Source organism: Xenorhabdus sp. TS4 (assembly GCF_014467265.1).
Lineage (GTDB): Bacteria > Pseudomonadota > Gammaproteobacteria > Enterobacterales > Enterobacteriaceae > Xenorhabdus > Xenorhabdus ehlersii.
The window spans coordinates 188332-211823 of sequence record NZ_NKHQ01000002.1 but is presented as its reverse complement, the minus strand read 5'-3'; the positions used below and the strand labels follow the sequence as shown (position 1 = coordinate 211823).

The following is a 23492-nucleotide window of genomic DNA, read 5'->3' as shown; positions in this document are numbered from 1 at the left end:
CCTATTTTTCGCCCTAATTAGCTCGATTTATGCAACAAATAGTTGCTGGTTATGGGGTTTTTAAATCGGAATATGCAACTTATCATACATGCCATTCAAGCACACAAGCTTTTTGCTATAGGAATTCGACGATGGCTCACAAAACAACATTAAACATCGCTCTGGCAGCGACACTCTCCTTGGGAATGGCCTCACTGGCTCAAGCAACCGATCTAAAATTGGATATCTACAATCCAGGTGAAAAAGGTGTCTTCCCTGTTTCTTCTGAAATTATCAGTGGCGATCATGAAGTTGTCCTGATTGATGCCCAATTTAAGAAAAATGATGCACAAGAGCTGGTAAAAATGATCCAGCAAACAGGCAAAAAACTGACAACGATCTATATTAGCCAATCCGATCCTGATTTTTACTTTGGTCTTGACGTGATCACCGAAGCTTTCCCTGACGCCAAAGTTATCGCATCACCAGAAACCATCAAAGCAATCAATGAAACCAAAGATGGCAAACTAGCTTATTGGGGTGGAATTCTTGCAGATCAGGCCCCCAAGAAGATCGTCGTACCAGCGCCACTAACAGGAAATTCCTTTACTGTTGATGGTGAAAAACTGATTGTTGAAGGCTTAGATGGCCCAGCCGCAGATCGTACTTTTGTCTGGATTCCTAAATTAAAAGCAGTTGTTGGTGGTGTGACTGTTTCTGACCATATCCATGTATGGATTGCAGATACCCAAACCAAAGCATCACGCCAGCATTGGCAACAAACATTGGATCGTATCAAGAGCCTGCAACCTAAAACTGTTGTACCTGGTCACTATCTGGGGAATTCATCAATGACGTTGGATTCAGTAACTTTCACCCAGAATTATCTGACCACATTGGAAAAAGAGTTACCGAAAGCAAAAGATTCCAATGCGTTGATTGCAGCCATGAAAAAACATTATCCGGATTTGGCTGATGAATCTAGCCTTGAACTCAGTGCCAGAGTATTAAAAGGCGAAATGAAGTGGCCTCAGTAAGTTGAAAATATTGCGGGCGTTGCGGATAGTAGCGCCCGTATAACAATATTTGAAATATTACCTTAACACTCCCCCTCTTTAATTTTAAAGAATCCCAAATGCCAAATAAAAAACAAAAGTCCAGCGCCAATTTTTAATAAAATTAGTATCAAAATCCATTTTAATATTTTATATTTACCCCCATATAAAAACCGATAACACATTAACTTTGAAAATAAAAAACTTATTAAATAAACACAGTTCCTTTTTAATTGATGTGATATTTATCGCCTTTTGATAATTCGAAATAACTAATAAACTCAAGTTGTGATCAATAGTCCATAATCCAATAAATCAACTTGAATAAAAATCTCACTTTTTTTAAATTTGCAGTCAGCGGAGAGATAAGCCAGCAGCCCAAAGCTAACCAGATGCTTCCAACGTCTAGAATATGCAGGGCAAGCAGCTTAAAACCAACTAGATGCTTCTAACATCTAGCGCATACAGGATAAACAGCCTAAACCAACTAGATGCTTCTAACGTCTAATGTACGCAGGATGCGCTGCTCAAGCTAACAGATGCTTCCAACGTCTGGCATATGCAGAAAAGCAGCTTAAACCAACTAGATGCTTTTAACATCTAGTATATACAGAATGCGTACCGTAGGTTAGGTTCCTGTTCTCTCCGCCACTTTTTATCTATTGTCCCACTTTGCAGATGAATATTATACTTTACCAATACCATACCCCAGCAATACTATCGCGGATAAACATAAATAAGGCCCAAATGCGATAAACTCAGGAAAAGATTTTCTTTTCACTCCAATTATTACAAACCCAAACAGTCCAGACAATGAAGCCATCAGTATCAATATTGGTATCATTTCCACACCCAACCAGGCACCGATTGCCGCGGTTAATTTGAGATCACCATAACCTATTCCTTCCTTATTTAAGGTATATCGACATAACCAATACAAAAACCACAAAAAAAGATACCCTGATATGGCGCCGTATATTGCACTCTTTATCGGAATCAAATTACCATCAATATTAACCAAAAGCCCAAACCATAATAAAGGAAGAGTGATAATATCAGGCAAGCAATATGTTTTAATATCGATAACGGCCAATAACAATAAGGTACTACAGAAAAACATAACTATTATATAATCTACGTTAATTAAAATAGAGTTCCTTCCTTTTTCTCACCTGTAAAAAATGAAAATCCATTTATAAAAAACATCCTTGTCACCGTCTTCTTTCCTTATTTCCTGACATAAATCAGGACAAGATGAATATTAATTTTCCACTCCGGTTATTGGCAATGAAATTTTAGCGAAAAAAGCAATTATAAAATAAATATGCGAACCAGCTCGCAAGGAGATCTCTTGTATTCCTTAAGCCAAGAGATAACTTGATCACGCAAACAGCGCTCATTTATCATGACGGTGAATCAATTTTGTCATATGGTTGTTTGCGCCATACCGGAAGAATCCGGAAAAAAGAAGGAAAGAAGAATATGCGAATACCCCGCATCTATCACCCTGAACTGCTCTCAACAGGAGCGGAAATTTATTTGAGTGACGATGCTGCCAATCACGTTGGCCGCGTGCTTAGAATGAGTAACGGGCAAGCATTACAACTCTTTGATGGCAGTAATCAGGCTTTTGATGCAATAATCACGGAAGCCAGTAAAAAAACGATTAAAGTGTCTATCATTGATGGCAAATTGTCTAATCATGAATCACCGCTGAACCTGCATCTGGGGCAGGTCATGTCCCGTGGTGAAAAAATGGAATTTACAATCCAAAAATCTGTTGAATTGGGTGTCAACACGATTACCCCACTTCTGTCTGAACGTTGTGGTGTAAAACTGGATACAGAAAGATTGGAGAAGAAATTACAACAATGGAAAAAAATTGTCATTTCTGCCTGTGAGCAATGCGGACGTAACCGGATCCCTGAAATCCGCCCCGTTATGCCACTTGAAAGCTGGTGCGCAGAAAACGATGGTAGCTTAAAATTGAATCTGCATCCCCGTGCCAGCCATAGCATCAATACCCTCTCACTCCCTGTGGAAAAAGTGCGCCTGCTGATTGGGCCTGAAGGGGGATTATCTGCCGAAGAAATAGAAATGACAGCAAAATATCAGTTTACTGATATCCTGTTAGGGCCTCGTATTCTGAGGACAGAAACGACGGCACTCACTGCAATTACCGCATTGCAAGTACGTTTTGGTGACCTAGGTTAAGGAGAAAAAATGATCAAGCTCGGTATTGTGATGGACCCTATTTCATCCATCAACATCAAGAAAGACACTAGTTTTGCCATGCTGCTGGAAGCACAAAAACGCGGATGGGAAATCCATTATATGGAAATGCATGATCTCTATCTGCATCAAGGAGAGGCTCGCGCTCATACACGTTTGCTCACGGTAGAAGAAAATCCCCAACAGTGGTATCAGCTTGGCAGTGAGCAGGAAATCGCTCTCGATACTTTGCAAGTTATTTTGATGCGCAAAGATCCACCTTTTGATACTGAATACATCTATGCAACCTATATTCTGGAAAGAGCAGAAGTCAAAGGCAGCCTGATCGTTAATAAGCCCCAAAGCCTGCGCGACTGTAACGAAAAGCTGTTTACTGCCTGGTTCCCGGAATGGACACCCGATACGCTAGTCACCCGCAGTGCCAAAAAATTACGCGAGTTCCACCAAAAACATAGCGATGTTATTTTTAAACCTTTGGATGGTATGGGGGGCGCTTCCATCTTCCGTCTGAAAAAAGATGACGCCAATGTCGGCGTTATTATTGAAACGCTGACTGAACATGGCACTCGTTATTGCATGGCACAAAATTTTCTGCCTGCCATTAAAGATGGAGATAAACGCGTACTGGTTGTTGATGGTGAACCTGTACCTTATTGCCTTGCCCGTATCCCTGCTCAAGGAGAAACCCGTGGTAATCTGGCGGCAGGTGGTCGTGGAGAAGCACGCCCATTGTCAGAAAGCGATTGGGCAATTGCCCGTGCAGTTGCTCCGGTATTAAAAGAAAAAGGATTAATTTTTGTTGGGTTGGATATCATTGGCGACCGTTTAACTGAAATCAACGTGACCAGCCCAACCTGTGTACGTGAAATAGAAGCGGCATTCCCAGACATCTCCATTACCGGCATACTGATGGATGCTATCGAAAAACGATTGGAAAAACAGATAGCATAACAGGCCAAACAACGTTCGTTTCCTGACAATATTTGCCATTTATAATAAGAGCCCACATACTGTGGGCCAGTCATTCTTATATTGCCAAAATAATTATCAGAAAACACATGAATCTACAGCATCATTTTCTTATTGCCATGCCTTCTCTCTCTGATCCTTATTTCAATCGTTCCGTGGTTTATATCTGCGAACATGATCAAAACGGGGCAATGGGATTAATTATCAATAAGCCAATAGACCGAGTTTCTATCCAAAGTATCTTACAAAAATTAGATATCACTCCTAAAGATAGAGACAGTACGATCAATCTCAACCGGCCAGTGATGGCGGGTGGTCCTCTGTCTGAAGAGCACGGTTTTATTTTGCATACGCCGCAATCAGGTTTCAGTTCCAGTATTCAGATCTCTGAACACACCATGATCACGACATCCAAAGATATGCTGGAAGCTCTGGGCACATCGCGCCAACCGAAAAATGTTTTAATGACCCTTGGATACTCAAGCTGGGAAGCTGGTCAGTTGGAAAGGGAAGTTATGGAAAACAGTTGGCTTACTGTCAGCGCTGAACCTTCCATCATTTTTGATACTCCTATTGCTACCCGCTGGCATGAAGCGGCTTCTTTACTGGGGGTTAATATTTACAATCTCTCATCACAAGCAGGACACGCCTGATGAAAAACCGTACAATCATCGCTTTTGATTTTGGAACTCGCAGTATTGGAGCTGCCATCGGGCAAGAAATCACAGGCACGGCCAGAGCATTAACCTCCTTCAAAGCCAACGAAGGTTCCCCTAATTGGGAGCTTATTGGAAAATTACTTAAAGAGTGGCAACCCGATCTGGTTATTGTTGGTCTGCCACTCAATATGGATGGCACAGAACAACTTGTCACCGCACAAGCCCGTAAGTTCGCCAATCGCATACATGGCCGTTTCGGGGTACAAATTGAACTGCATGATGAACGATTAACTACCGTGGAAGCACGCTCTCACCTTTTTGATCACGGTGGCTATAAAGCACTGAATAAAAGTAAGGTTGATGCCACTTCCGCTGTTATTATCCTGGAAAGCTGGTTTGAACAGCAATATCAATAATAACAATATTTATAATAGCAATATTTATAATAGCAATATCCGTAATAGCCATACTCACCATTAGGCATGGCTATTACCGTAAGCAGTTTATCCCAGCAACCCCAACGAATTGCGTTGTTTTCGGCTTTGCTCGTAAGTTTGCATACCGCAAGCAGCACCAGTCTGCATTAATGATGCTATTTGATGATTCTTGCCTTCTCTTACCAAATGACTAACAGCCTGATTGATGACCAAAACTTCATAAATAGCTACTCTTCCACCATCTTTAGCAGGAAGCAATTGCTGAGAAATAACTGCCTTTAAACTTCCGGCCAGCTGGCTACAAATCCAACCTTTTTCTTCTGCGGAAAAAACATCAACCAGACGATCTATCGCCTGAATTGCACCACGGGTATGCAGCGTTGACAAAACCAAGTGCCCCGTTTCAGCCGCTGTCAAAGCCAACCTGATCGTCTCCTTATCCCGTAATTCTCCCAGCAGGATCACATCTGGATCTTGGCGTAATGCTCCTTTCAATGCCGTTTGATAATCCTCGACATCTTTACCAATCTGCCTTTGCTGTATCAAACAATTTCGGCTTCGGTGAACAAATTCTATTGGATCTTCCAACATAATGATGTGCTTACAAACATGGCTATTCAAAGCATTAATCATAGCTGACAGCGTAGTAGACTTACCGCTTCCCGTCGCACCTGTCACTAATATCAATCCACTCATCTCCTGCAAGGTAAGGTGCTGGATGATGTCAGGCGCATAGAGTTGTTCCAATGTCGGGCATTTATTCTCAATCAATCGCAATACCAATGATAAATGAGATTGTTGATAGAATAGATTTCCCCTGAGTCGCTGTTTATCTGGCATTGTTACCACAAAATCGACATGACCGTGCTTATGTAACTGCTGTTTCTGCGCATCCGATAATATTTCTTCACTCCATGTTATAAGGGTATTAGGTTGAATTTCCTCATATTGTCTCTGTGGGTATAACATACCATTGATACGCAAAACCGGAACTTGCCCGACACAAAGATGCAGATCGGAAGCATTATGCTTTACACTAAGGGACACCCATTTTTCCATATTCATTTTTTTATCTCCTGAGTCAATTATGAACAATATCGAACAAAATCTTCACGATGTCAGGAACCGCATGACACTTGCAGCGCAAAAATGCGGACGTTCTTCAGAAGAAATTACTTTGCTTGCAGTCAGTAAAACCAAACCTGTGGATGCCATCGCAGAAGCCATAGCCAATGGCCAGCGGGAATTTGGTGAGAATTACGTGCAGGAAGGGGTTGAAAAGATCCAATACTTTACTAACCGTGACGATTTAGTGTGGCACTTTATTGGCCCATTACAATCGAACAAGAGTCGTTTGGTTGCAGAAAATTTTGATTGGTGTCATACCGTTGACAGAGTAAAAATCGCCCAACGTTTAAGCGAGCAACGTCCTGAAAACATGCCGCCTCTTAATATTCTGATCCAGATTAATATCAGTGGAGAAGAGAGCAAATCAGGCATTTTGTTGGAAGAGTTAACCGAATTGGCTGCAACTATTAATGGATTGCCTAATCTGGTATTGCGCGGATTGATGGCAATACCTGCACCGGAAAACAACTTTGAACGCCAAATTGCCATTTTTCGCCAAATGGAACAAGCATTGATTAAGCTAAAAGCGCAATATCCCCAAGCTGATACACTATCAATGGGCATGACGGATGATATGGAAGCCGCTATTACTTGTGGTTCTACACTAGTTCGGATTGGAATGGCAATATTCGGTGCCCGTCAGTACAAGTCTTAATATAGAAAATGAAAATCACCTGATTCAATACCTTAAATTAACTGATTAATAGACGAGATTATCTAATGGAAAATCGTAAAATCACCTTTATTGGCGCAGGAAATATGGCTCATGCCATTATTGCCGGCTTAGTCAGCAAAGGTTATCCTGCCGAACTTATCACTGTCTGTTCTCCAACTACCGCCCGCCGTGATGTGCTGGCAAAAGAATATGGCATTAATAGTCAAGGCGATAATATTCGTTACGCACAAGAAGCCGATGTCATCGTTCTGGCGGTTAAACCGCAAATGATGGCAGAAGTTTGTGGATCACTGCACTCATACGTCGATTTCAGTGGAAAACTGGTTATTTCTATTGCTGCTGGTATTCCAGTGTCCCGTTTTTATACGCTCTTGCAGGATAATCTCAATATTATCCGCATTATGCCAAATACCCCTTCGCTTGTAGGGCAAGGGATGAGTGGATTGTTTGCGCCTGAGCATATCGGGCAAACTGATCGCGACTTTGCAGCATCGCTAATGAGTAGTGTCGGGAAAGTCAGCTGGGTAAATGATGAAAACGGTATCAACGATATTATCGCCATCGCAGGCAGTGCCCCTGCTTATTTCTTCCTGTTCATGGAATCGATGCAACAAGAAGCGGAACGTCTGGGATTTGACAGTGAAACGGCCAGAGAACTTGTCCTGCAAGCAGCCATAGGTTCAGCTAAACTTGCTGAAACGCAAAAAGATCTTCCTTTTGCTATCCTGCGTGAGCAGGTAACATCTAAAGGCGGTACAACGGCTGAAGCATTGCGCATTTTTTATGAAGGCAAGCTGCCTGAAATTGTGTCCAATGCCATGCAAGGAGCCATTCGCCGAGCACAGGAAATGGAAAAATTATTTTAATTCAATTGGTTTAATTCAATCAGGGCTGCTACATGCAATTCTTAAACTTCGTCTTTTTCACCGTTCTGGATTTATATATTGCCGTTTTACTACTGCGTGTCTGGATGCAGTGGGCACGTTGTGATTTTTATAATCCATTCTCACAATTTATCGTTAAAATTACCCAACCTGTGGTACGCCCATTACGCAGAGTCATTCCTGCCATTGGTCCCATTGATACCGCGTCCGTACTTCTCTCCTACCTGCTGATTATTATCAAGATCTTGTTGCCGATATGGTTAGCCACAGGGCAATTTTTAGTCCCTTCTGGTGCCATATTCTTGTTTAGCGTGATTGAGTTACTGACTGCTGCCGGAAAGCTCGTATTCTGGTTAGTGATCGCCCGCGCGTTATTAAGCTGGATCAGCCAAGGACGCAACCCTGTGGATTATGTCCTGATTCAATTAACTGAACCACTAATGGCACCTATCCGCCGCATTATCCCTTCTATGGGCGGCCTTGATTTCTCTGCCATGATTGTCATTCTTATTCTCTACGCACTGAATGCCCTGCGCTACGATGTAATGGGGTGGCTGGCTTCAATGTTCGCAAGTTAATTAGATAAACAGATCAATTAGATACATAGATTAATTGGATATACAGGTTAATAAAATAAATGGCAATGCAAAAAGTTGTTCTCGCCACGGGAAATGCAGGTAAAGTACGTGAATTGGCTGATTTATTAGCTGATTTTGGCTTAGATATCGTGGCTCAAACCGCATTAGGTGTGGATTCAGCCGATGAAACAGGTCTCACTTTTATTGAAAACGCAATCATCAAAGCTCGCCATGCCGCAGCAGTGACCGGTTTACCTGCGATTGCCGACGATTCTGGGTTATCGGTTGACGCATTAGGTGGTGCACCAGGTATTTATTCCGCTCGCTATGCAGGCAGTAATGCCTCCGATCAGGAGAACCTGGAAAAATTATTGCAAGTCATGCGCGATGTTCCTGATGAACAGCGTCAGGCTCAATTCAATTGTGTACTGGTCTTCCTACGCCATGCAGAAGATCCTACCCCTCTGGTATATCACGGTCGCTGGTCAGGCATGATTACCCGTGAACCGGCTGGAAAAGGCGGTTTTGGTTATGATCCCGTTTTTTATGCTCCTGAATTTAACTGTACAGCCGCCGAGCTAACTCGTGAGCAAAAAAATGCCATTTCACACCGTGGGAAAGCATTAGCAATGTTATTGGAAGCCATGCGTAATGCTTAAGTTGCCACCTCTGAGTCTTTATATTCATATTCCGTGGTGCGTGCAGAAATGCCCTTATTGTGACTTTAATTCACATGCCTTAAAAGGGGATGTACCGCATCAGGAATATGTTGATCATCTATTGGCAGATTTGCATGTGGATCTACCAATGATTGGTGATCGTGAGGTATCAACGATTTTTATCGGTGGAGGAACCCCTAGTCTGTTAAGCGCCGAAGGTATGCAACGATTGCTTGATGGGGTCAGGGCTTCACTGCCACTCTCTCCGCAAGCAGAGATTACAATGGAAGCCAATCCGGGAACCGTTGAAGCTGCTCGTTTCAGTGCTTATCAGCAAGCGGGAATCAATCGCATTTCTATCGGTGTACAAAGTTTTGGTTCAGATAAACTTATCCGTTTAGGGCGTATCCACGGCCCGGAAGAGGCCAAACGGGCAGCTAAATTGGCTAACGGGCTTGGATTACGCAGTTTCAATCTGGATTTGATGCATGGCCTGCCTAACCAAACACTCAATGAAGCATTGAATGATTTACGTCAGGCTATTGAGTTATCGCCCCCCCACCTGTCCTGGTATCAACTAACGATTGAACCCAATACCAGTTTCGGTTCTCGCCCTCCGGTCTTACCGGATGATGATGCGTTATGGGATATTTTTTCCCAAGGCCATCAATTACTGACAGAGGCGGGTTATCAACAATATGAAACTTCGGCCTATGCCAAACCCGGTTATCAATGCCAGCATAATCTCAATTACTGGCGTTTCGGTGATTATTTGGGGATTGGTTGCGGAGCACATGGCAAAATTTCGTTTGCAGATGGCCGTATTCTCCGTACGGTAAAAACCAAACATCCACGCGGTTATATGCAAGGGAATTATCTGGATCAGCAAAATCAGGTGGATAATGGAGATCGTCCATTTGAATTTTTCATGAACCGTTTTCGCTTGCTGGAATCGATGCCACGCCAGGATTTCAGTGATTTCACCGGATTATCGGAAAGTGTCATTCGTCCACAAATTGACGAAGCACTGACGAAAGACTATATCACTGAAAGCGATACACACTGGCAAATCACCAAGCACGGAAAACTATTCCTGAATTCCTTACTAGAGCTGTTTCTTTGAAGAAATAAACTTATAAATAAACTGCACCTAAAAATTAAAAGGTGCAGTTTTATTGGTTAGAATCTGAGGGAATATTGTTTTTAGAGCTATATTTTAACCAGTGCACATAGTTACCCACATTACTTAGTTCTCTCTTAATCAAACAGCATTACCAGATAAAGGTAATATTTCATATTAGAAAACATTATAATTATTCCTGAACAAGACCAGATATTTCTGGATGAAAATATTCTCTATATTTATTTAAACACTCTTCATTTCTGAAACTATATGTTTTAAGTAACCAACGCTTTTCCGCAGCATTTTTATCAACAACCTTGATAATTTCACGATTATGCAGTGAATCCTGATTTGCAAAAGAAAATAAATCTCCGCTATTAATAGAAATATGTTCCTTTTTTGCTTTAGTGATAGCAATTTTCAATTCAAGAAGAGCCTCAATAGCTTCTTTAGGGGCATCTAATAAATAGGTAGTACGGGTATCGTAGTAACGAAAAGTATGTATGTTCTCAAGAATGATATGCTTTTCAGAGTAAATTTGTTTTTTGTTAGAGTCTCTTGAATATTCGTCATAAGGAGTCATATACCAAGGTTGACGTAACCAGTGCTGCGATTCTGGCTTTAGGTAAGAAAGTATATCCTTGCCATCAAGATAACCTGTATAAATCAAATTTCGTTCACTACAACGCATACCAAGTAAACTAAGAAAATCCGCTCTCACAGGATGCGCGGTACGATCATTGTGGAAATAGAGTTCACCATCAGTTTTTTGCGTTTGTGTATTAGAATATTTCTTATGGGCGTAGACATCATGAAAGAAATCACCGTTATTGCGTGTCTGGTAAGCCAGTAGAGGAGAATCAGTTAACTGTGAGAAAAGTTCTAACAGGCTTTCTCCAATAAATGTTGTTTTCTTCCTGTATTTATCATTCACAGGGTCTTCCTGATCGAATTCAGGAATAACTCTATCAATAGGAAGATTTTTCAATAGCTGTGCATTAATACCATATAGTCGTCTTTCATCTTTTATTTTATGACATACTTCTACAAATTTCTTTGGTACTTTTCCCAACAAAATAAGATTGCTAACTTCATGCTTAAAATTAATATAATTTTCATAAGGATTAACATTAATTATATCAAGAGCATTAAAAATATCTTTGTTTTCCAACCTGTCAAATTTGTAAACACTAATCATTTTAAACCTCCAAATAATATTATTCCAAACATGTCATTATACTACCAACAATATCTTATAAAAATCTTAAGTGAATTAATCACATTAAAATTTATAAAAGGAAAAATAAATCAAGAGAGAATAAAATTATCACCAGAATTTTTCTAAATTAAACAGCCATCTATTAAGAAAAGATGGCTGTTTTCAATATCATCTTATTCTGCCTGAAGCACGGGCGTAAGAAAATAGCCCTCCGGCAGAGACAATATTGGCAAGTTCACCAATAGGATCGGTTTGATATTTTTCACCATTTTTCAACAGAATGACGGTCTGGTTTTCAATATCAATCTCAATACTGTCTCCCGTGACTAATTGGTCACACAAGCGCTCTTGGGCTGCAACGGGCAATAACTGGCCAGTTGATACACAATTTCGAAAGAATATACGGGCATAAGATTGAGCAAGCACCGCTTTCACCCCTGAAGCACCTAAGGCTGCCACAGCATGTTCACGTGAAGATCCACAACCAAAATTCTGCCCTGCCACAATGATCGGGTATTTCGCTTTTCCCTTGCATTCATCAATAAAAGGCAGTGAACCTTCCGGTAATCCACACATCGCCAGCGAAGCCAGTTGAGCGTATCCTTCAGGAGTAGAAGGATTGACCTTGAGATATTCCGCTGAAAGAATCTGGTCAGTATCAATATTATCGGTCAATACATAAACCTCACCCCGAATGATACTTTCCTTTAACTCACTCATAAAAACTCCTTAGGATTTGTTATTTGACCAGTAATAGCAGCCGCGGCAACAGAATAAGGAGAAGCGAGATAAATATTGGCGCGTTTATGCCCCATTCTGCCGACAAAATTGCGATTGGTGGTGGATATGACTGATATTGGATCATTGACGCGGCCAAAAGTATCTGGCGGGCCACCACAACAAGCGGCACACCCTGATTCAGAAGAAAGTTTCACTCCCGCATCGCTTAAAATCTGGTAGACAGAAACGCCATCGATTTGGGTCGTAATCGTTCTATGGAAAACTTCTTTTGTTGCAGGTACTGCATAAGTTGGAATTATCACTTTATGCCCTTTGATAACGCGGGCTGCCGCAACAAAATCCTCCAGCTTGCCCCCGGTACAAGAACCAATATATGCCTGAGAAATGGCAACATTGGCTACCTGCTCAATGGAAACGACATTATCCGGAGAATGGGGTTTGGCAATCTTTGGCTGCATCGTGGAAACATCAATATTTAACACACGGCTATATTGTGCATCCTCGTCAGGGTAGACAATTTCAAACGGGAGATTATTTCTTTCTGCTAAATAATCCAGAGTCGCCTGATTGGGAACCATAATGCCATTTTTAGCTCCACACTCAACGACCATATTGCAAATCGTCATGCGCTCTTCTACTGATAACTCATCAATAACGTTACCACCAAACTCTATAGCCTGATAGGTTGCACCATCGACAGTTAACTCTGACAATACAGATAAAATCATGTCCTTAGCCAAAACATGGGCTGGCTTGGTTCCGGTAAAATTGACCCTAATGGTTGTTGGCACCTTAAGAGGAATTTCTCCCGTACCTAATGCATAAGCTGCGTCAGTAATCCCTAACCCAATGGCAAATGCACCAAAAGCCCCCGCAGTTACAGTATGAGAATCTGTGCCCAGTAACACTTCACCCGGGCGAATATGTCCTCCCTCTGCAAGCCCTATATGGCACACACCTTTATAATTGGGTGTCCCAACATCATAAAAATATTTTATGTTCTGTTCAGCGGCAAATTCACGCATCACCCGAATATTCTGGTTAGCTTGTGAGTCAGCCGAATAGACAAAATGGTCTGGAATTAAAATAAAGCGTTCAGGATCCCATATCTTTGCATCTTGCCCAAACTCCTTTTTAAATACGCTGGCTACACCTGGCGTGCAGGGATCGTGAGACATCAGAATATCCACTTTCGCCCAAACCACTTCACCCGGAGTGACTTGCGCACGCCCACTTGCCCGTGCAAGAATTTTTTGTGTAATAGTTTGGCTCATCTCACATTGCCCTCCGAAAGATAAAAACAGACTCAATAGACTGTCATCCTAACAAGATTACGACTCCTTAACGTAGGGAAATACCATCGTATGATTCACTGTTTCCATTATGGAACAGTTGTCCACAAAATGGGAAATTCTTACCCATTGAATCTGACATATCACTATAGGATATGTGATATGTTATAGGCTGGTTCCTACGAGTAAATCATCAGGTTATTGCATGAATAATATTGAGAATCTTACCTCAATGGTGGTCTTTGCCCGTGTTGTAGAGACGCTGAGTTTTACTGAAGCAGCAAGATCGTTAAGGCTATCCAAGTCTTCTGTCAGCCGCGAGATTGCACAATTAGAAGTAAGATTAGGCACCCAATTACTCAACCGCACTACACGTAAAATTCAAGTAACAGAAGTTGGGATGAGTTATTACCAATACTGCCATCGGATCCTTACCGAAGCCCAAAATGCTGAACATTTTATACGTAATTTCCATGAAGAACCGATGGGAAGCTTACGCTTGATTGCGCCGGTATCCTTTGGCAGCCAATGTATTGTTCCCGCCCTGAATCACTTTATCGCCAGTAATATTCATATCAGTGTCGATTTGGAACTGACCGACAGAACAATTAATATGGAAGAAGACCAATGCGATATTGCCATCATCATAGGGCGTGAAACGCCACAATATCCACTTGTTATGCCTTTAATTGATATCACCTGGGGACTTTACGCAACCCCAGACTATATAAACCCATTTTCTCCAATAGAGAAACCTGAAGATCTTCCTCGTTACGATTATCTGCTATTTCGTGGCCCTGCACATACGATTTCCCTGCCATTCCGTAAGGAAAGAAATAAGCTGGATATTGAAGTACGCAGCCGATTTCGCATCAATAACAGTGTGGCGTTAATGAGTTCCGCTCTGTCAGGAGCGGGTATTGCCTATCTCCCCGATTATGTTACTCATGAAGCCGTGGCAGAAGGGAAATTAGTACGACTTCTCCCAGAATGGAGCATGGATATTTATCAGGCATGGATACTATTTAAATCAGAAAATACGCTATCTTCGCGTGTACAAAAATTTGCAAGCTCTTTGCAACGCAAGCTAAGGCAAGATTTGGAGAAAGGAAAAAAAGCATAACTACAGATATCAAGCGGGTACAACAGCACCCGCCAAAGATATTATCTGTCAGAGGTATCAATAGCCATTACTATTAATCAACAATAATTAATAGTAATTGCCGTGACGGTAATCCCAGGTAGTGAAAGTGTCGGACATCATTGCCATGATTTTATGTACATCCAACCCTTTTCGGATTAATACCGGACATGGAGTAATATCGCGTTGCCCCTGTTGCAGCGGAACTAATTTACCATTTTCATCTACCATTGAAACCATCACACCTTGTTCATAACGAGTTTGCTCAGTTTCATTTGGCTGGATAGATTTGACATAGTCATTAGCGCAGATAATCAGATCGGCCCGCTCTTCTATCCTCTCACCGATACATTCAACCAGCCCGCGATTTCCCTTACCTGATGGGTTAGCCGAGCTGGCAAAAGAGAACTTACCATATTTTTCCCACAGTTCTTTTGCCAGGATTTCGCCGGGTTTGCCAAATTTAATGACGAAACAGCTCGTACCACGTTGATCCATCATCAGTTCTTTAGAACCATCATCTGGAATACGGGCTATCGCTTCTTCTTTCCACGGCAAGATACAACCTAATAATACGTCTTCATCCCAATGTCTTTGATAAAGTTCTTCAATTTCCGCGTTAAGCTGAGCCAACTCTTTCAATTGTTCCAAAGAACCACATAAAACAACACCAGGCTTGTTGCGATTACGCAGCTTAGCCTCAAATTTACGCTCCAGACCTTGCGCATCAGATGTCATGATAATGTAGCCAACTTTGGTTGGGCAGACGATCATGCCTCCATCATTAGCGAGGATCTCTACCGCTTCCGGCTGTAACCCATAGTTCCATTGAATTTTTTTGCTGCTCATATTGATACCCCTTACTGGAAACGGAAGAATTATTGATTCGGTTAACGCTGGTAGTAGCCGGTAATAGAAGCTGTTGCCAAGGTATTGGCCTGGATCATAAAACGCGCAACGGCATTTGTTGTTTCAGCATCAATTCCCAGTTTCTCTACCGATAAGGCATGTACAGTGAAAACATAGCGATGGGCTTTATCTCCCACAGGTGGACAACAACCACCGAAACCAAACAGGCCATAATCATTTCTGCTCTGAATTGTACCGGTTGGTAATTTGCTACCATCACTTTGCCCTGCATTTGCAGGTAAGGATTGTGTTACAACGGGAATATCAAAAGCGACCCAGTGCCAGAAGCCACTACCCGTTGGTGCATCAGGATCATAGACAGTAATCGCAAAACTTTTGGTTCCGGCTGGTACGTCCGCCCAAGCAAGTTCGGGGGAACGGTTATCACCATTGCCATCAAATTGATTAAATTCATGCTCTTTTTTCAAGAAATCACTATTCTTAAATTCAGTTGAACTAATAATCATGCTTATGTCCCCCATTGGATGCCTTTTGAAATATCCTAACGTAGATTTTCTGTACCGCAAGGCCAGGTTATGATTTTGCTTGATTGTTTCAATTTAGGAACAATAACGGGTTAGGGGTAATAAGTGAGTCAAAAATACCCCGAAATCTCACTATTCAGACTTCAGGGTAACTTCAGAGAAAAAGAATTTTAATTTGTGAAATTACAACGTGATGAAATTATAATGCATCAGCAACCGCTTTGATTTGTCGCGTCATGCTATCTAAACCACCGCCAGACAAGTACCAGAGATCAGACTGTAAATACACTATCTTCCCATTTTGATAGGCATTAGTTGATTTGACTTGATCATTTTCAAACTGATCTTTTTCTAATTTACCTGCACCAATTGCTTCACTACGGTCGATAATCAAGATCACATCAGGGTTAGCTTGTGCAATCATATCCGCCGTCACAATTCGACTTTTGTCTTTATCCGATGTAACCGGCAATACAGCACGAGGCGCTTTAATCACATTGTAAACAATAACCTGATTATTAGGATATAACTCACCCGCATTATGCAGTAATACTAATACCTTACTGTTTGCTGCTTTTGCTTTTTCCTCAGCGGATGCAATCGTTTTTTCCAAATCAGCAAATTGCGCTTTCACGATATCCTGCTTATTGAATAACTCACCCAACAATTTAAGATTACTATCAACGGATGACAGATAGTTTTTATTGTCCGTGCTTAAATTAATGGTTGGTGCTATTTGTGACAGACGATCATAAAAAGCACCTTGACGTCCGGTAATGACAATTAAATCTGGTTTAATTTCCGCTAATTTTTCCAAATTCGGCTCTTTCATTCCCCCGGCATTGTGCATAGTTGTAGACACACTATTACGCACATATTCAGGTAAATTATTAATGGGTAATGCAATCACTCGATCAGACAATCCCAGTTTCGCCATTGAATCGTAAGTTCCGAAATCGAATAAAACCACCCGTTTTGGATTCTTTTTAACCTGGGTTTCGCCGGAAATATGTTTCACCGTGGCATAATCACCAGACTGAGCTGTCACTGAATTTGGCGTAACTAATTCTGGTGATTGGCTGAATGCAGAGTAACTGATAGCAGAAAGCAGTGATGCAATAACAATTGACAAGATTTTTTTCATTCGTTACACCTAAATTAAGTCTATTAATAAGAGGTGGCTTGCATTCTAGGTGGCAACATTAATATGTCAACAAAATAAGAATCAATTTCATATTGATTCTTATTTACTTGTAGGGTAAACAACCTATTTTACTTAATCTCATTCATAAGACTAATGCGCTGTTGTTCTAATTGACTGGCTTTGCTACATACTTCCGCTTTTAAACGCTTTAATTCTTGTTCCTGCTTTTTCCATTCTGCATCAAAACCATTTTGCATGCCGCCTAACCCACCGAGAAGAGACATTATCATTTGTTTGCCGTCACCATTTTGGTCACTATTTTTACGGCTCATTTCGTTAATACTATCCTGCAAAATACCACCAAGGCTCTGTTCAATGAGTTTCCGGCCTTCAGGTTCTACCTGTTTGACAGCCTGAGCATTAAAGGCAAAACCATTAGCACGGGTTTCAATCACTTTATCGATTTGTTTAATGAGGCCAGATTCCAATTGAGATAAACGGTTACGGATATTACTTTCCTTACCCATTGTTTCGACCACCACTTTATCCAGTGACTGGCGCGCATTCGTCAAATGACTTAGCGCTTCTTTCTTAACCCAAGGTAAATCCTGACGGATCGTCTGTTGATATTGCTGAGCTTTACTACGTTGTTCTGTATTCAGCGATAACACCTTACCCTCTCTGGTTATGGAACCATCAGACAATATTTTCAGGTTTCCACTCGCTCCTGTAATTTGGACAGAATTTGGTGTGACAATAATGTCATCATTAAGTGTCGCATGACATTCAGAACTCGCCTGTGCCTGAGTGACAATGGCTTGAGACGCAAATAATAATGATGCAGCAATCGTGATCCTGCGTAGCATACATTCTCCTGATTTCTAAGGTTAAACACAGACAGATTAAAAGATAGAACGTCCAATACGCCCTGCTAATTTTTCCAGTGCTGCGCAACCTGCCAATGAGTTGCCGGATTTATCCAGTTCAGGCGACCATACCGCAACAGTGAATTCTCCCGGAACCACACAGATAATGCCACCACCAACACCCGATTTCCCTGGCATACCGATCCTGAAAGCAAACTCGCCAGAACCATCGTACATACCACATGTCAACATAAGTGCATTAATCTGACGAGTTTGTCGAAGGCTCAAAATTTGTTGACCGGAATCCATCATTCGTCCTTGGTTGGCTAAATAAATAAAACATTGAGCTAATTCAACACAATTCATTTTCAAGGCGCAGTATTGGAAGTATGTTTGCAGAACGGTGATAACATCATTCCCAAAATTACCGAATGATTTCATCAGGTAAGCTATCGCGGCATTGCGGCTGGAATGCTCCATTTCTGAACGGGCAACGATATCATCATAAGAAATATTTTTTTGTCCTGTGAGGCTACGAACAAACTCCAGCATTCGATGTTTAGGTGCGCTCAAGCGAGATTGCAGCATATCGCAAATAATCAATGCTCCCGCATTAATAAAAGGATTGCGGGGAATTCCCTTTTCCAACTCCAACTGTACCAATGAGTTAAACGGCTGTCCCGAAGGTTCCGTACCCACCCGTTGCCAGATATCCTCTTCCTTATAACGTGTCATCGCTAATGTTAAGCTCAACACTTTAGAAATGGATTGGATGGAGAAGCGCTTTTCCGCATCTCCCGCTTTAAAAACTTGCCCATCTACCGTACAAATGGCCATCGCCAAATTATTTGCCGGAATTTCCGCCAGAGCAGGAATGTAATCTGCTACTCTTCCTTGACCAATCAAAGGGCGTACTTCTTCTAAGATATCTGCCAACAACGAATTAGAGAACCTTACCTTCACCACTTTTTCTCCAGACAAACAGGGGCCCCTAACGAGCCCCTGCATACAGCGCTATTTTTACGTAATACGCTTTTTCTTATGCAACAGCGAATCAATCCCACCACACATCAAACAATTCTGATGTGATAACGTCTTCCATACCGCGATCTTTCAGCCAACTCTCAACCAATTGGCGATGTTCTTCCGTACATTTGCCGATTTTTTGCAGGCAGACAATACCTTCCCATTGCAAATAACCGCTGGCATCCAGAGCAAGGCCATTTGGCTCGATCAGTTCTTCAATCAAGGCATCAACTGTGCTATCGACAACCTCAACGGATGTATCAGCCGGAAAGTTCCACTTTACTGAAAAACCCAATTCCTGAAACTCATCAATACGCAATTTTTTACGCAGACGACGACTACGGTTTTTAGCCATTATTTTACCCTCTCAAACATTAGATCCCATACACCATGACCTAACCGCTGACCACGCGTCTCAAATTTTGTGACCGGGCGCGACTCAGGACGTGGCACATAATCACCGTTTCCCGATAAGTTGTGATACCCTTCTGCTGTGCTCATCACCTCCAGCATATGCTCTGCATATGGCTGCCAGTCGGTCGCCATATGGAAGACACCACCAATTTTCAGTTTACTTTTAATTAATTGAGCGAATTCAGGCTGCACAATTCTACGTTTGTTATGGCGCGCTTTATGCCACGGATCAGGGAAGAAAAGCTGAACCATTGCCAGGCTCTGATCTGGGATCATGTTATTCAATACTTCGATAGCATCATGGCACATCACTCGCAGATTACTGAGATTTTCATCTTCTGCGAATGCCAAACAAGCCCCAACTCCCGGCGCATGAACTTCGATTCCCAAAAAGTTTCTCTCTGGATTTTCGCTTGCCATTGTGACCAATGATGCGCCCATACCAAAACCGATTTCCAACACAACAGGTGCTTCACGACCAAAGATCTCTTCCATATTGGACAATTCTGTCTGATAGTCCACTCCCATCCTTGGCCACACATTATCAAGTGCTTGTTGCTGGCGACTCGTTAACCGCCCCTGCCGACGCACAAAACTGCGGACACGGCGCAATGCCCTGCCATTTTCATCATATTCCGGTGAAATTACATTATTTATCATGGTACTTTTTGTCAGTTTCTAAAGACATTTTTTCAGGCGTCTGGGACTTTATGTACCGCAGGATTGCCCAAAGAGAGCGCAATTATGCAAAGATGGCTGAGTTTATCAAGTTCAGTGTCCATAAGCACAACTTTAATGCTATGTTTGCGTAATGCTTCGAAACAAAGTTCGGGTTTACACTGAGGTTACACTATGTTGCAATCCCGCTCACGAAACAATTACCAGATATAAAGACAATTATTCTAATGATGGAAGCTGAGCAATTTTCACAAGTGGTACTTGAGTGGTATCACCGCTACGGCCGCAAAACCCTGCCGTGGCAGTTGGAAAAAACATCCTATCACGTCTGGCTTTCAGAGGTGATGCTGCAACAAACTCAAGTTGCGACGGTCATTCCTTATTTCCAAAAATTTATTTCACGTTTTCCTGATGTTACCTCTTTGGCTGCTGCCCCACTGGATGAGGTTCTCCACTTATGGACTGGCTTAGGATATTACGCCCGTGCCCGTAACTTACATAAAGCCGCACAACAGATCGTGACATTGCACAAGGGTAAATTTCCAACAACCTTTGATGATGTTGTTGCCCTGCCCGGTGTAGGACGTTCAACTGCCGGAGCCATTCTTTCATTGTCCCAAGGTAAGCATTACCCGATCCTTGATGGTAACGTGAAACGTGTTTTGGCTCGTTGCTACACTGTTGACGGCTGGCCGGGGAAAAAAGAGGTTGAAAACCAGTTATGGGATATCAGCACACGCGTAACGCCCAAACAAGGTGTCGAATATTTTAATCAGGCGATGATGGACTTGGGCGCTATAGTCTGCACCCGCAGCAAACCAAAATGTGAGATTTGTCCACTTAATACGGGTTGTATCGCTTACGCCAATCACAGTTGGGCAAACTATCCGGGGAAAAAACCAAAACAAAGCATTCCTGAAAAAACAGCCTACTTTTTATTAATGCAACATGGCGATATGGTCTGGCTAGAGCAGCGCCCACTTTCTGGTATTTGGGGGGGATTGTTTGCTTTCCCGCAATTTACTGATCAAATATCACTGGAACAATGGCTAAAAAATTCAGGTATCTCACACAGCAAACTTGAACAACTGACAGCATTTCGCCACACATTCAGCCATTTTCATTTAGATATCGTTCCTATTAAGATCGATATCTTAGCTTTTGATTCCTGCATGGATGAAAGTAAGGGACTTTGGTATAACTTACGTCAGCCAGCAACTATTGGATTGGCAGCTCCCATTGAGTACCTTTTGCAACAATTGGGTTAAGTTGCCCACTATTTTGAGGATTTGAGGATTAATTATGAGCAGAACTATTTTTTGCACTTTTTTACAACGAGAAGCGGAAGGTCAAGATTTTCAGCTCTATCCAGGGGAATTGGGCAAGCGTATTTTCAATGAGATTTCGAAAGAAGCATGGCAACAATGGATGAGTAAACAAACCATGCTGATTAATGAAAAAAAACTCAATACCATGAATCCAGAAGATCGCAAACTGCTTGAACAAGAGATGGTTAAATTCCTGTTTGAAGGACATGACATTAAAATCGACGGTTATACACCTCCAGAAAAATAATATTACTACGCTATTCGTATAGATTGACATAATAAGAGCCATTTTGTATGGCTCTAAACATTGATTAAAACCTGAATATCCAACAGCATTAATATCCAACGGCATTGTAAAATGAAAAGACTGCTGGCTCTGATCCTCCTTGCTCCACTTCTAATTTCCTGTTCTGGCAAAAAAGACGTTGAATACAGAGAAGAATATATAAAAGACACCAATGGATTCGATATTTTGATGGGACAATTTGCCCATAATATTGAAAATATTTGGGGATTACAGGAAGTTTTAATCGCAGGCCCAAAAGATTACGTTAAATATACAGATCAATATAAGACCCGTAGCCATATCAATTTTGAGACGGGAAATATTACGATTGAAACCATTTCCCCAATTGAACCCACTGAACATTTACGCAAAGCGATCGTTACGACTTTGCTGATGGGAGATGATCCTGGAACTATCGATCTTTATTCCGACGCCAACGATATTCAGATCAGCAAAGAACCCTTTCTATATGGACAGGTTCTGGATAACACTGGTGAACCCATTCGCTGGGAGTGGCGCGCACGTCATTTTGCCAATTATCTGATCCAAAATAAATTGCAAAAACGTCAATCGGGATTACACATCATTTGGTCAGTCACCATACAGTTGGTTCCTAACCATTTGGATAAACGCGCTCATAAATATCTTCCTATCGTTCGCAAAGCATCCATAAAATATGGCGTTGATGAATCCCTGATCCTTGCCATCATGCAGACTGAATCCAGTTTTAACCCTTATGCCGTCAGCCGTTCTGATGCCTTGGGCCTTATGCAGGTAATGCAACACACCGCCGGACGAGATGTTTTCAAGATGCAAGGAAAGTCAGGCCAGCCTAGCCGCAATTATCTCTTCGATCCTGAAAACAATATTGATGCCGGTACTGCCTATCTATCAATATTGCAAAATACATACTTAGGGGAAATCAAAAACGCAACTTCACGTCGATATGCCGTTATCACTGCTTACAATGGCGGTGCAGGCAGTGTATTACGCGTATTCTCCAATGATAAAAAGAAAGCGGTTCAAATCATCAATTCAATGGAACCTGGTGATATTTATGCAACTCTAACCAATAAACACCCTGCTGCTGAATCACGTCGCTATTTGATAAAAGTGAACAATGCACAGAAAAGCTATCGAAGATAGTTGATAACAAATTAGCAACGGATAGTAGAGAAATAACAAAACGGAGAAGCAATTGCTTCTCCGTTTTGTTTATATTTATAGCTTATTGTGTGAATTAAAAGCACATAAATAAATTTATGCAGAAAGTGTTTGACGGATTGGGCTGAATACGGTTTAATGCGCCCCGTTAGCCCGGATAGCTCAGTCGGTAGAGCAGGGGATTGAAAATCCCCGTGTCGGTGGTTCGATTCCGCCTCCGGGCACCACTTCAACTTCCAGTGAAGTCCAGCCCAGTCAAACAATTCTTAGTAAATCCTGCAAAATTAATACTATTTCACGCGATGCTCGACTTTAACATCTTATAACGTTGGCTTGTTGAAGCCAGTCGCGTTGACTTTTACCTTGTTTAAAATTGGCAAAAATACCCAACGTGTGAGAAAGAAGTTTTCTAGCAATTCG

At 41.8% G+C, this 23492-nt stretch carries 26 protein-coding genes and 1 tRNA gene; 15 read left to right on the top strand and 12 right to left on the bottom strand.

The genetic code is table 11. The annotated features are described in order from the left end of the window. Window positions 1-131: 131 nt before the first annotated feature. Window positions 132-1016, top strand: a complete 885-nt coding sequence (locus tag Xets_RS26920) for an MBL fold metallo-hydrolase (protein ID WP_187651083.1) — start codon at window positions 132-134, stop codon at window positions 1014-1016. Window positions 1017-1719: 703 nt separating this feature from the next. Here the strand turns inward: Xets_RS26920 and Xets_RS26915 are convergent. Beyond that, window positions 1720-2154, bottom strand: coding sequence for an A24 family peptidase (locus Xets_RS26915; protein WP_099131025.1), 435 nt, complete (start codon window positions 2152-2154; stop codon window positions 1720-1722). 362 nt (window positions 2155-2516) lie between these two features. Here Xets_RS26915 and rsmE point away from each other — a divergent pair, with 362 nt between their 5' ends. From rsmE to ruvX, 4 genes are all read left to right on the top strand, one after another. Then, window positions 2517-3248, top strand: coding sequence for a 16S rRNA (uracil(1498)-N(3))-methyltransferase (gene rsmE, locus Xets_RS26910; protein ID WP_187651084.1), 732 nt, complete (start codon window positions 2517-2519; stop codon window positions 3246-3248). A 9-nt stretch (window positions 3249-3257) separates the two neighbouring features. Continuing rightward, entirely contained in the window at window positions 3258-4217 is a 960-nt protein-coding gene (gene gshB, locus Xets_RS26905; protein ID WP_099131023.1) for a glutathione synthase, read from the top strand. Window positions 4218-4324: 107 nt separating this feature from the next. Then, window positions 4325-4888, top strand: coding sequence for a YqgE/AlgH family protein (locus Xets_RS26900; RefSeq protein WP_099131022.1), 564 nt, complete (start codon window positions 4325-4327; stop codon window positions 4886-4888). Then, on the top strand, window positions 4888-5310 hold the full coding sequence (gene ruvX / locus Xets_RS26895; protein ID WP_099131021.1) for a Holliday junction resolvase RuvX: 423 nt from the start codon (window positions 4888-4890) through the stop codon (window positions 5308-5310). The genes Xets_RS26900 and ruvX overlap by 1 nt, the downstream gene beginning before the upstream one ends. Before the next feature lie 87 nt (window positions 5311-5397). Here the strand turns inward: ruvX and Xets_RS26890 are convergent, their stop codons facing one another. Beyond that, on the bottom strand, window positions 5398-6396 hold the full coding sequence (locus tag Xets_RS26890) for a type IV pilus twitching motility protein PilT (protein ID WP_187651085.1): 999 nt from the start codon (window positions 6394-6396) through the stop codon (window positions 5398-5400). 22 nt (window positions 6397-6418) lie between these two features. Here Xets_RS26890 and Xets_RS26885 point away from each other — a divergent pair, with 22 nt between their 5' ends. From Xets_RS26885 to hemW, 5 genes are all read left to right on the top strand, one after another. Further along, window positions 6419-7114 (top strand): YggS family pyridoxal phosphate-dependent enzyme, encoded by a 696-nt coding sequence (locus Xets_RS26885; RefSeq protein WP_099131019.1) that lies wholly within the window; start codon window positions 6419-6421, stop codon window positions 7112-7114. Window positions 7115-7179: 65 nt separating this feature from the next. Beyond that, the gene (gene proC / locus Xets_RS26880; protein ID WP_187651086.1) at window positions 7180-8001 is read left to right on the top strand and encodes a pyrroline-5-carboxylate reductase; all 822 of its coding nucleotides are present in this window, start codon (window positions 7180-7182) and stop codon (window positions 7999-8001) included. Between the two features lie 32 nt (window positions 8002-8033). After that, the gene (locus Xets_RS26875) at window positions 8034-8597 is read left to right on the top strand and encodes a YggT family protein (protein WP_187651087.1); all 564 of its coding nucleotides are present in this window, start codon (window positions 8034-8036) and stop codon (window positions 8595-8597) included. Between the two features lie 65 nt (window positions 8598-8662). Continuing rightward, window positions 8663-9256, top strand: coding sequence for an XTP/dITP diphosphatase (locus tag Xets_RS26870; RefSeq protein ID WP_099131207.1), 594 nt, complete (start codon window positions 8663-8665; stop codon window positions 9254-9256). Then, window positions 9249-10379, top strand: coding sequence for a radical SAM family heme chaperone HemW (gene hemW / locus Xets_RS26865; RefSeq protein ID WP_187651088.1), 1131 nt, complete (start codon window positions 9249-9251; stop codon window positions 10377-10379). Before Xets_RS26870 ends, hemW begins: the two co-directional genes overlap by 8 nt. A 190-nt stretch (window positions 10380-10569) precedes the next feature. Here the strand turns inward: hemW and Xets_RS26860 are convergent, their stop codons facing one another. From Xets_RS26860 to Xets_RS26850, 3 genes are all read right to left on the bottom strand, one after another. After that, window positions 10570-11577 (bottom strand): taurine catabolism dioxygenase TauD, encoded by a 1008-nt coding sequence (locus Xets_RS26860; protein ID WP_099131015.1) that lies wholly within the window; start codon window positions 11575-11577, stop codon window positions 10570-10572. A gap of 189 nt (window positions 11578-11766) precedes the next feature. Then, entirely contained in the window at window positions 11767-12318 is a 552-nt protein-coding gene (locus Xets_RS26855; RefSeq protein ID WP_099131014.1) for a 3-isopropylmalate dehydratase, read from the bottom strand. Next, the gene (locus tag Xets_RS26850) at window positions 12315-13613 is read right to left on the bottom strand and encodes an aconitase/3-isopropylmalate dehydratase large subunit family protein (RefSeq protein WP_187651089.1); all 1299 of its coding nucleotides are present in this window, start codon (window positions 13611-13613) and stop codon (window positions 12315-12317) included. The genes Xets_RS26855 and Xets_RS26850 overlap by 4 nt, the downstream gene beginning before the upstream one ends. Before the next feature lie 223 nt (window positions 13614-13836). On the opposite strand from Xets_RS26850, the gene Xets_RS26845 reads away from it, so the two are divergent. Continuing rightward, on the top strand, window positions 13837-14754 hold the full coding sequence (locus Xets_RS26845; RefSeq protein WP_099131012.1) for a LysR family transcriptional regulator: 918 nt from the start codon (window positions 13837-13839) through the stop codon (window positions 14752-14754). Window positions 14755-14841: 87 nt separating this feature from the next. On the opposite strand, the gene Xets_RS26840 is transcribed toward Xets_RS26845, so the two are convergent. From Xets_RS26840 to trmB, 7 genes are all read right to left on the bottom strand, one after another. Continuing rightward, the gene (locus Xets_RS26840; protein ID WP_099131011.1) at window positions 14842-15621 is read right to left on the bottom strand and encodes an L-threonylcarbamoyladenylate synthase; all 780 of its coding nucleotides are present in this window, start codon (window positions 15619-15621) and stop codon (window positions 14842-14844) included. 41 nt (window positions 15622-15662) lie between these two features. After that, entirely contained in the window at window positions 15663-16148 is a 486-nt protein-coding gene (locus Xets_RS26835) for a YbhB/YbcL family Raf kinase inhibitor-like protein (protein WP_099131010.1), read from the bottom strand. Window positions 16149-16365: 217 nt separating this feature from the next. Next, window positions 16366-17310 (bottom strand): siderophore ABC transporter substrate-binding protein, encoded by a 945-nt coding sequence (locus tag Xets_RS26830; RefSeq protein ID WP_187651090.1) that lies wholly within the window; start codon window positions 17308-17310, stop codon window positions 16366-16368. Window positions 17311-17438: 128 nt separating this feature from the next. Then, window positions 17439-18176: a DUF2884 family protein gene (locus Xets_RS26825; RefSeq protein ID WP_099131008.1), complete on the bottom strand. Its 738-nt coding sequence runs from the start codon at window positions 18174-18176 to the stop codon at window positions 17439-17441. Between the two features lie 36 nt (window positions 18177-18212). Next, window positions 18213-19184 carry a glutaminase B gene (glsB, locus tag Xets_RS26820; protein ID WP_099131007.1) on the bottom strand — a complete coding sequence of 324 codons (972 nt, stop codon included), beginning with the start codon at window positions 19182-19184 and terminating at the stop codon, window positions 18213-18215. 46 nt (window positions 19185-19230) lie between these two features. Then, the gene (locus Xets_RS26815) at window positions 19231-19557 is read right to left on the bottom strand and encodes a YggL family protein (RefSeq protein ID WP_099131006.1); all 327 of its coding nucleotides are present in this window, start codon (window positions 19555-19557) and stop codon (window positions 19231-19233) included. Next, a complete protein-coding gene (trmB, locus tag Xets_RS26810; RefSeq protein ID WP_187651091.1) occupies window positions 19557-20276 on the bottom strand; it encodes a tRNA (guanosine(46)-N7)-methyltransferase TrmB in 720 nt (239 codons plus the stop codon). Before trmB ends, Xets_RS26815 begins: the two co-directional genes overlap by 1 nt. Before the next feature lie 245 nt (window positions 20277-20521). Here trmB and mutY point away from each other — a divergent pair, with 245 nt between their 5' ends. From mutY to Xets_RS26790, 4 genes are all read left to right on the top strand, one after another. Next, window positions 20522-21562 (top strand): A/G-specific adenine glycosylase, encoded by a 1041-nt coding sequence (gene mutY, locus Xets_RS26805; protein ID WP_187651092.1) that lies wholly within the window; start codon window positions 20522-20524, stop codon window positions 21560-21562. Between the two features lie 34 nt (window positions 21563-21596). Beyond that, window positions 21597-21869, top strand: a complete 273-nt coding sequence (locus Xets_RS26800; RefSeq protein ID WP_099131003.1) for an oxidative damage protection protein — start codon at window positions 21597-21599, stop codon at window positions 21867-21869. A gap of 111 nt (window positions 21870-21980) precedes the next feature. Further along, the gene (mltC, locus tag Xets_RS26795; RefSeq protein ID WP_187651093.1) at window positions 21981-23054 is read left to right on the top strand and encodes a membrane-bound lytic murein transglycosylase MltC; all 1074 of its coding nucleotides are present in this window, start codon (window positions 21981-21983) and stop codon (window positions 23052-23054) included. 169 nt (window positions 23055-23223) lie between these two features. Continuing rightward, window positions 23224-23299: transfer RNA gene (locus Xets_RS26790), tRNA-Phe, on the top strand. Window positions 23300-23492 lie beyond the last annotated feature (193 nt).

What these genes read in the sequence shown, in the direction of transcription:
- Xets_RS26885 (WP_099131019.1), top strand. Translation starts at nt 6,419, where the DNA reads ATGAACAATATCGAACAAAATCTTCACGATGTCAGGAACCGCATGACA.
- hemW (WP_187651088.1), top strand. Translation starts at nt 9,249, where the DNA reads ATGCTTAAGTTGCCACCTCTGAGTCTTTATATTCATATTCCGTGGTGC.
- Xets_RS26800 (WP_099131003.1), top strand. Translation starts at nt 21,597, where the DNA reads ATGAGCAGAACTATTTTTTGCACTTTTTTACAACGAGAAGCGGAAGGT.
- gshB (WP_099131023.1), top strand. Translation starts at nt 3,258, where the DNA reads ATGATCAAGCTCGGTATTGTGATGGACCCTATTTCATCCATCAACATC.
- mutY (WP_187651092.1), top strand. Translation starts at nt 20,522, where the DNA reads ATGATGGAAGCTGAGCAATTTTCACAAGTGGTACTTGAGTGGTATCAC.
- Xets_RS26870 (WP_099131207.1), top strand. Translation starts at nt 8,663, where the DNA reads ATGCAAAAAGTTGTTCTCGCCACGGGAAATGCAGGTAAAGTACGTGAA.
- Xets_RS26825 (WP_099131008.1), bottom strand. Translation starts at nt 18,176, where the DNA reads ATGCTACGCAGGATCACGATTGCTGCATCATTATTATTTGCGTCTCAA.
- Xets_RS26860 (WP_099131015.1), bottom strand. Translation starts at nt 11,577, where the DNA reads ATGATTAGTGTTTACAAATTTGACAGGTTGGAAAACAAAGATATTTTT.
- Xets_RS26915 (WP_099131025.1), bottom strand. Translation starts at nt 2,154, where the DNA reads ATGTTTTTCTGTAGTACCTTATTGTTATTGGCCGTTATCGATATTAAA.
- Xets_RS26875 (WP_187651087.1), top strand. Translation starts at nt 8,034, where the DNA reads ATGCAATTCTTAAACTTCGTCTTTTTCACCGTTCTGGATTTATATATT.
- Xets_RS26920 (WP_187651083.1), top strand. Translation starts at nt 132, where the DNA reads ATGGCTCACAAAACAACATTAAACATCGCTCTGGCAGCGACACTCTCC.
- Xets_RS26840 (WP_099131011.1), bottom strand. Translation starts at nt 15,621, where the DNA reads ATGAGCAGCAAAAAAATTCAATGGAACTATGGGTTACAGCCGGAAGCG.
- trmB (WP_187651091.1), bottom strand. Translation starts at nt 20,276, where the DNA reads ATGATAAATAATGTAATTTCACCGGAATATGATGAAAATGGCAGGGCA.
- glsB (WP_099131007.1), bottom strand. Translation starts at nt 19,184, where the DNA reads ATGCAGGGGCTCGTTAGGGGCCCCTGTTTGTCTGGAGAAAAAGTGGTG.
- Xets_RS26900 (WP_099131022.1), top strand. Translation starts at nt 4,325, where the DNA reads ATGAATCTACAGCATCATTTTCTTATTGCCATGCCTTCTCTCTCTGAT.
- Xets_RS26845 (WP_099131012.1), top strand. Translation starts at nt 13,837, where the DNA reads ATGAATAATATTGAGAATCTTACCTCAATGGTGGTCTTTGCCCGTGTT.
- proC (WP_187651086.1), top strand. Translation starts at nt 7,180, where the DNA reads ATGGAAAATCGTAAAATCACCTTTATTGGCGCAGGAAATATGGCTCAT.
- Xets_RS26850 (WP_187651089.1), bottom strand. Translation starts at nt 13,613, where the DNA reads ATGAGCCAAACTATTACACAAAAAATTCTTGCACGGGCAAGTGGGCGT.
- Xets_RS26890 (WP_187651085.1), bottom strand. Translation starts at nt 6,396, where the DNA reads ATGAATATGGAAAAATGGGTGTCCCTTAGTGTAAAGCATAATGCTTCC.
- rsmE (WP_187651084.1), top strand. Translation starts at nt 2,517, where the DNA reads ATGCGAATACCCCGCATCTATCACCCTGAACTGCTCTCAACAGGAGCG.
- ruvX (WP_099131021.1), top strand. Translation starts at nt 4,888, where the DNA reads ATGAAAAACCGTACAATCATCGCTTTTGATTTTGGAACTCGCAGTATT.
- mltC (WP_187651093.1), top strand. Translation starts at nt 21,981, where the DNA reads ATGAAAAGACTGCTGGCTCTGATCCTCCTTGCTCCACTTCTAATTTCC.
- Xets_RS26835 (WP_099131010.1), bottom strand. Translation starts at nt 16,148, where the DNA reads ATGATTATTAGTTCAACTGAATTTAAGAATAGTGATTTCTTGAAAAAA.
- Xets_RS26830 (WP_187651090.1), bottom strand. Translation starts at nt 17,310, where the DNA reads ATGAAAAAAATCTTGTCAATTGTTATTGCATCACTGCTTTCTGCTATC.
- Xets_RS26815 (WP_099131006.1), bottom strand. Translation starts at nt 19,557, where the DNA reads ATGGCTAAAAACCGTAGTCGTCGTCTGCGTAAAAAATTGCGTATTGAT.
- Xets_RS26855 (WP_099131014.1), bottom strand. Translation starts at nt 12,318, where the DNA reads ATGAGTGAGTTAAAGGAAAGTATCATTCGGGGTGAGGTTTATGTATTG.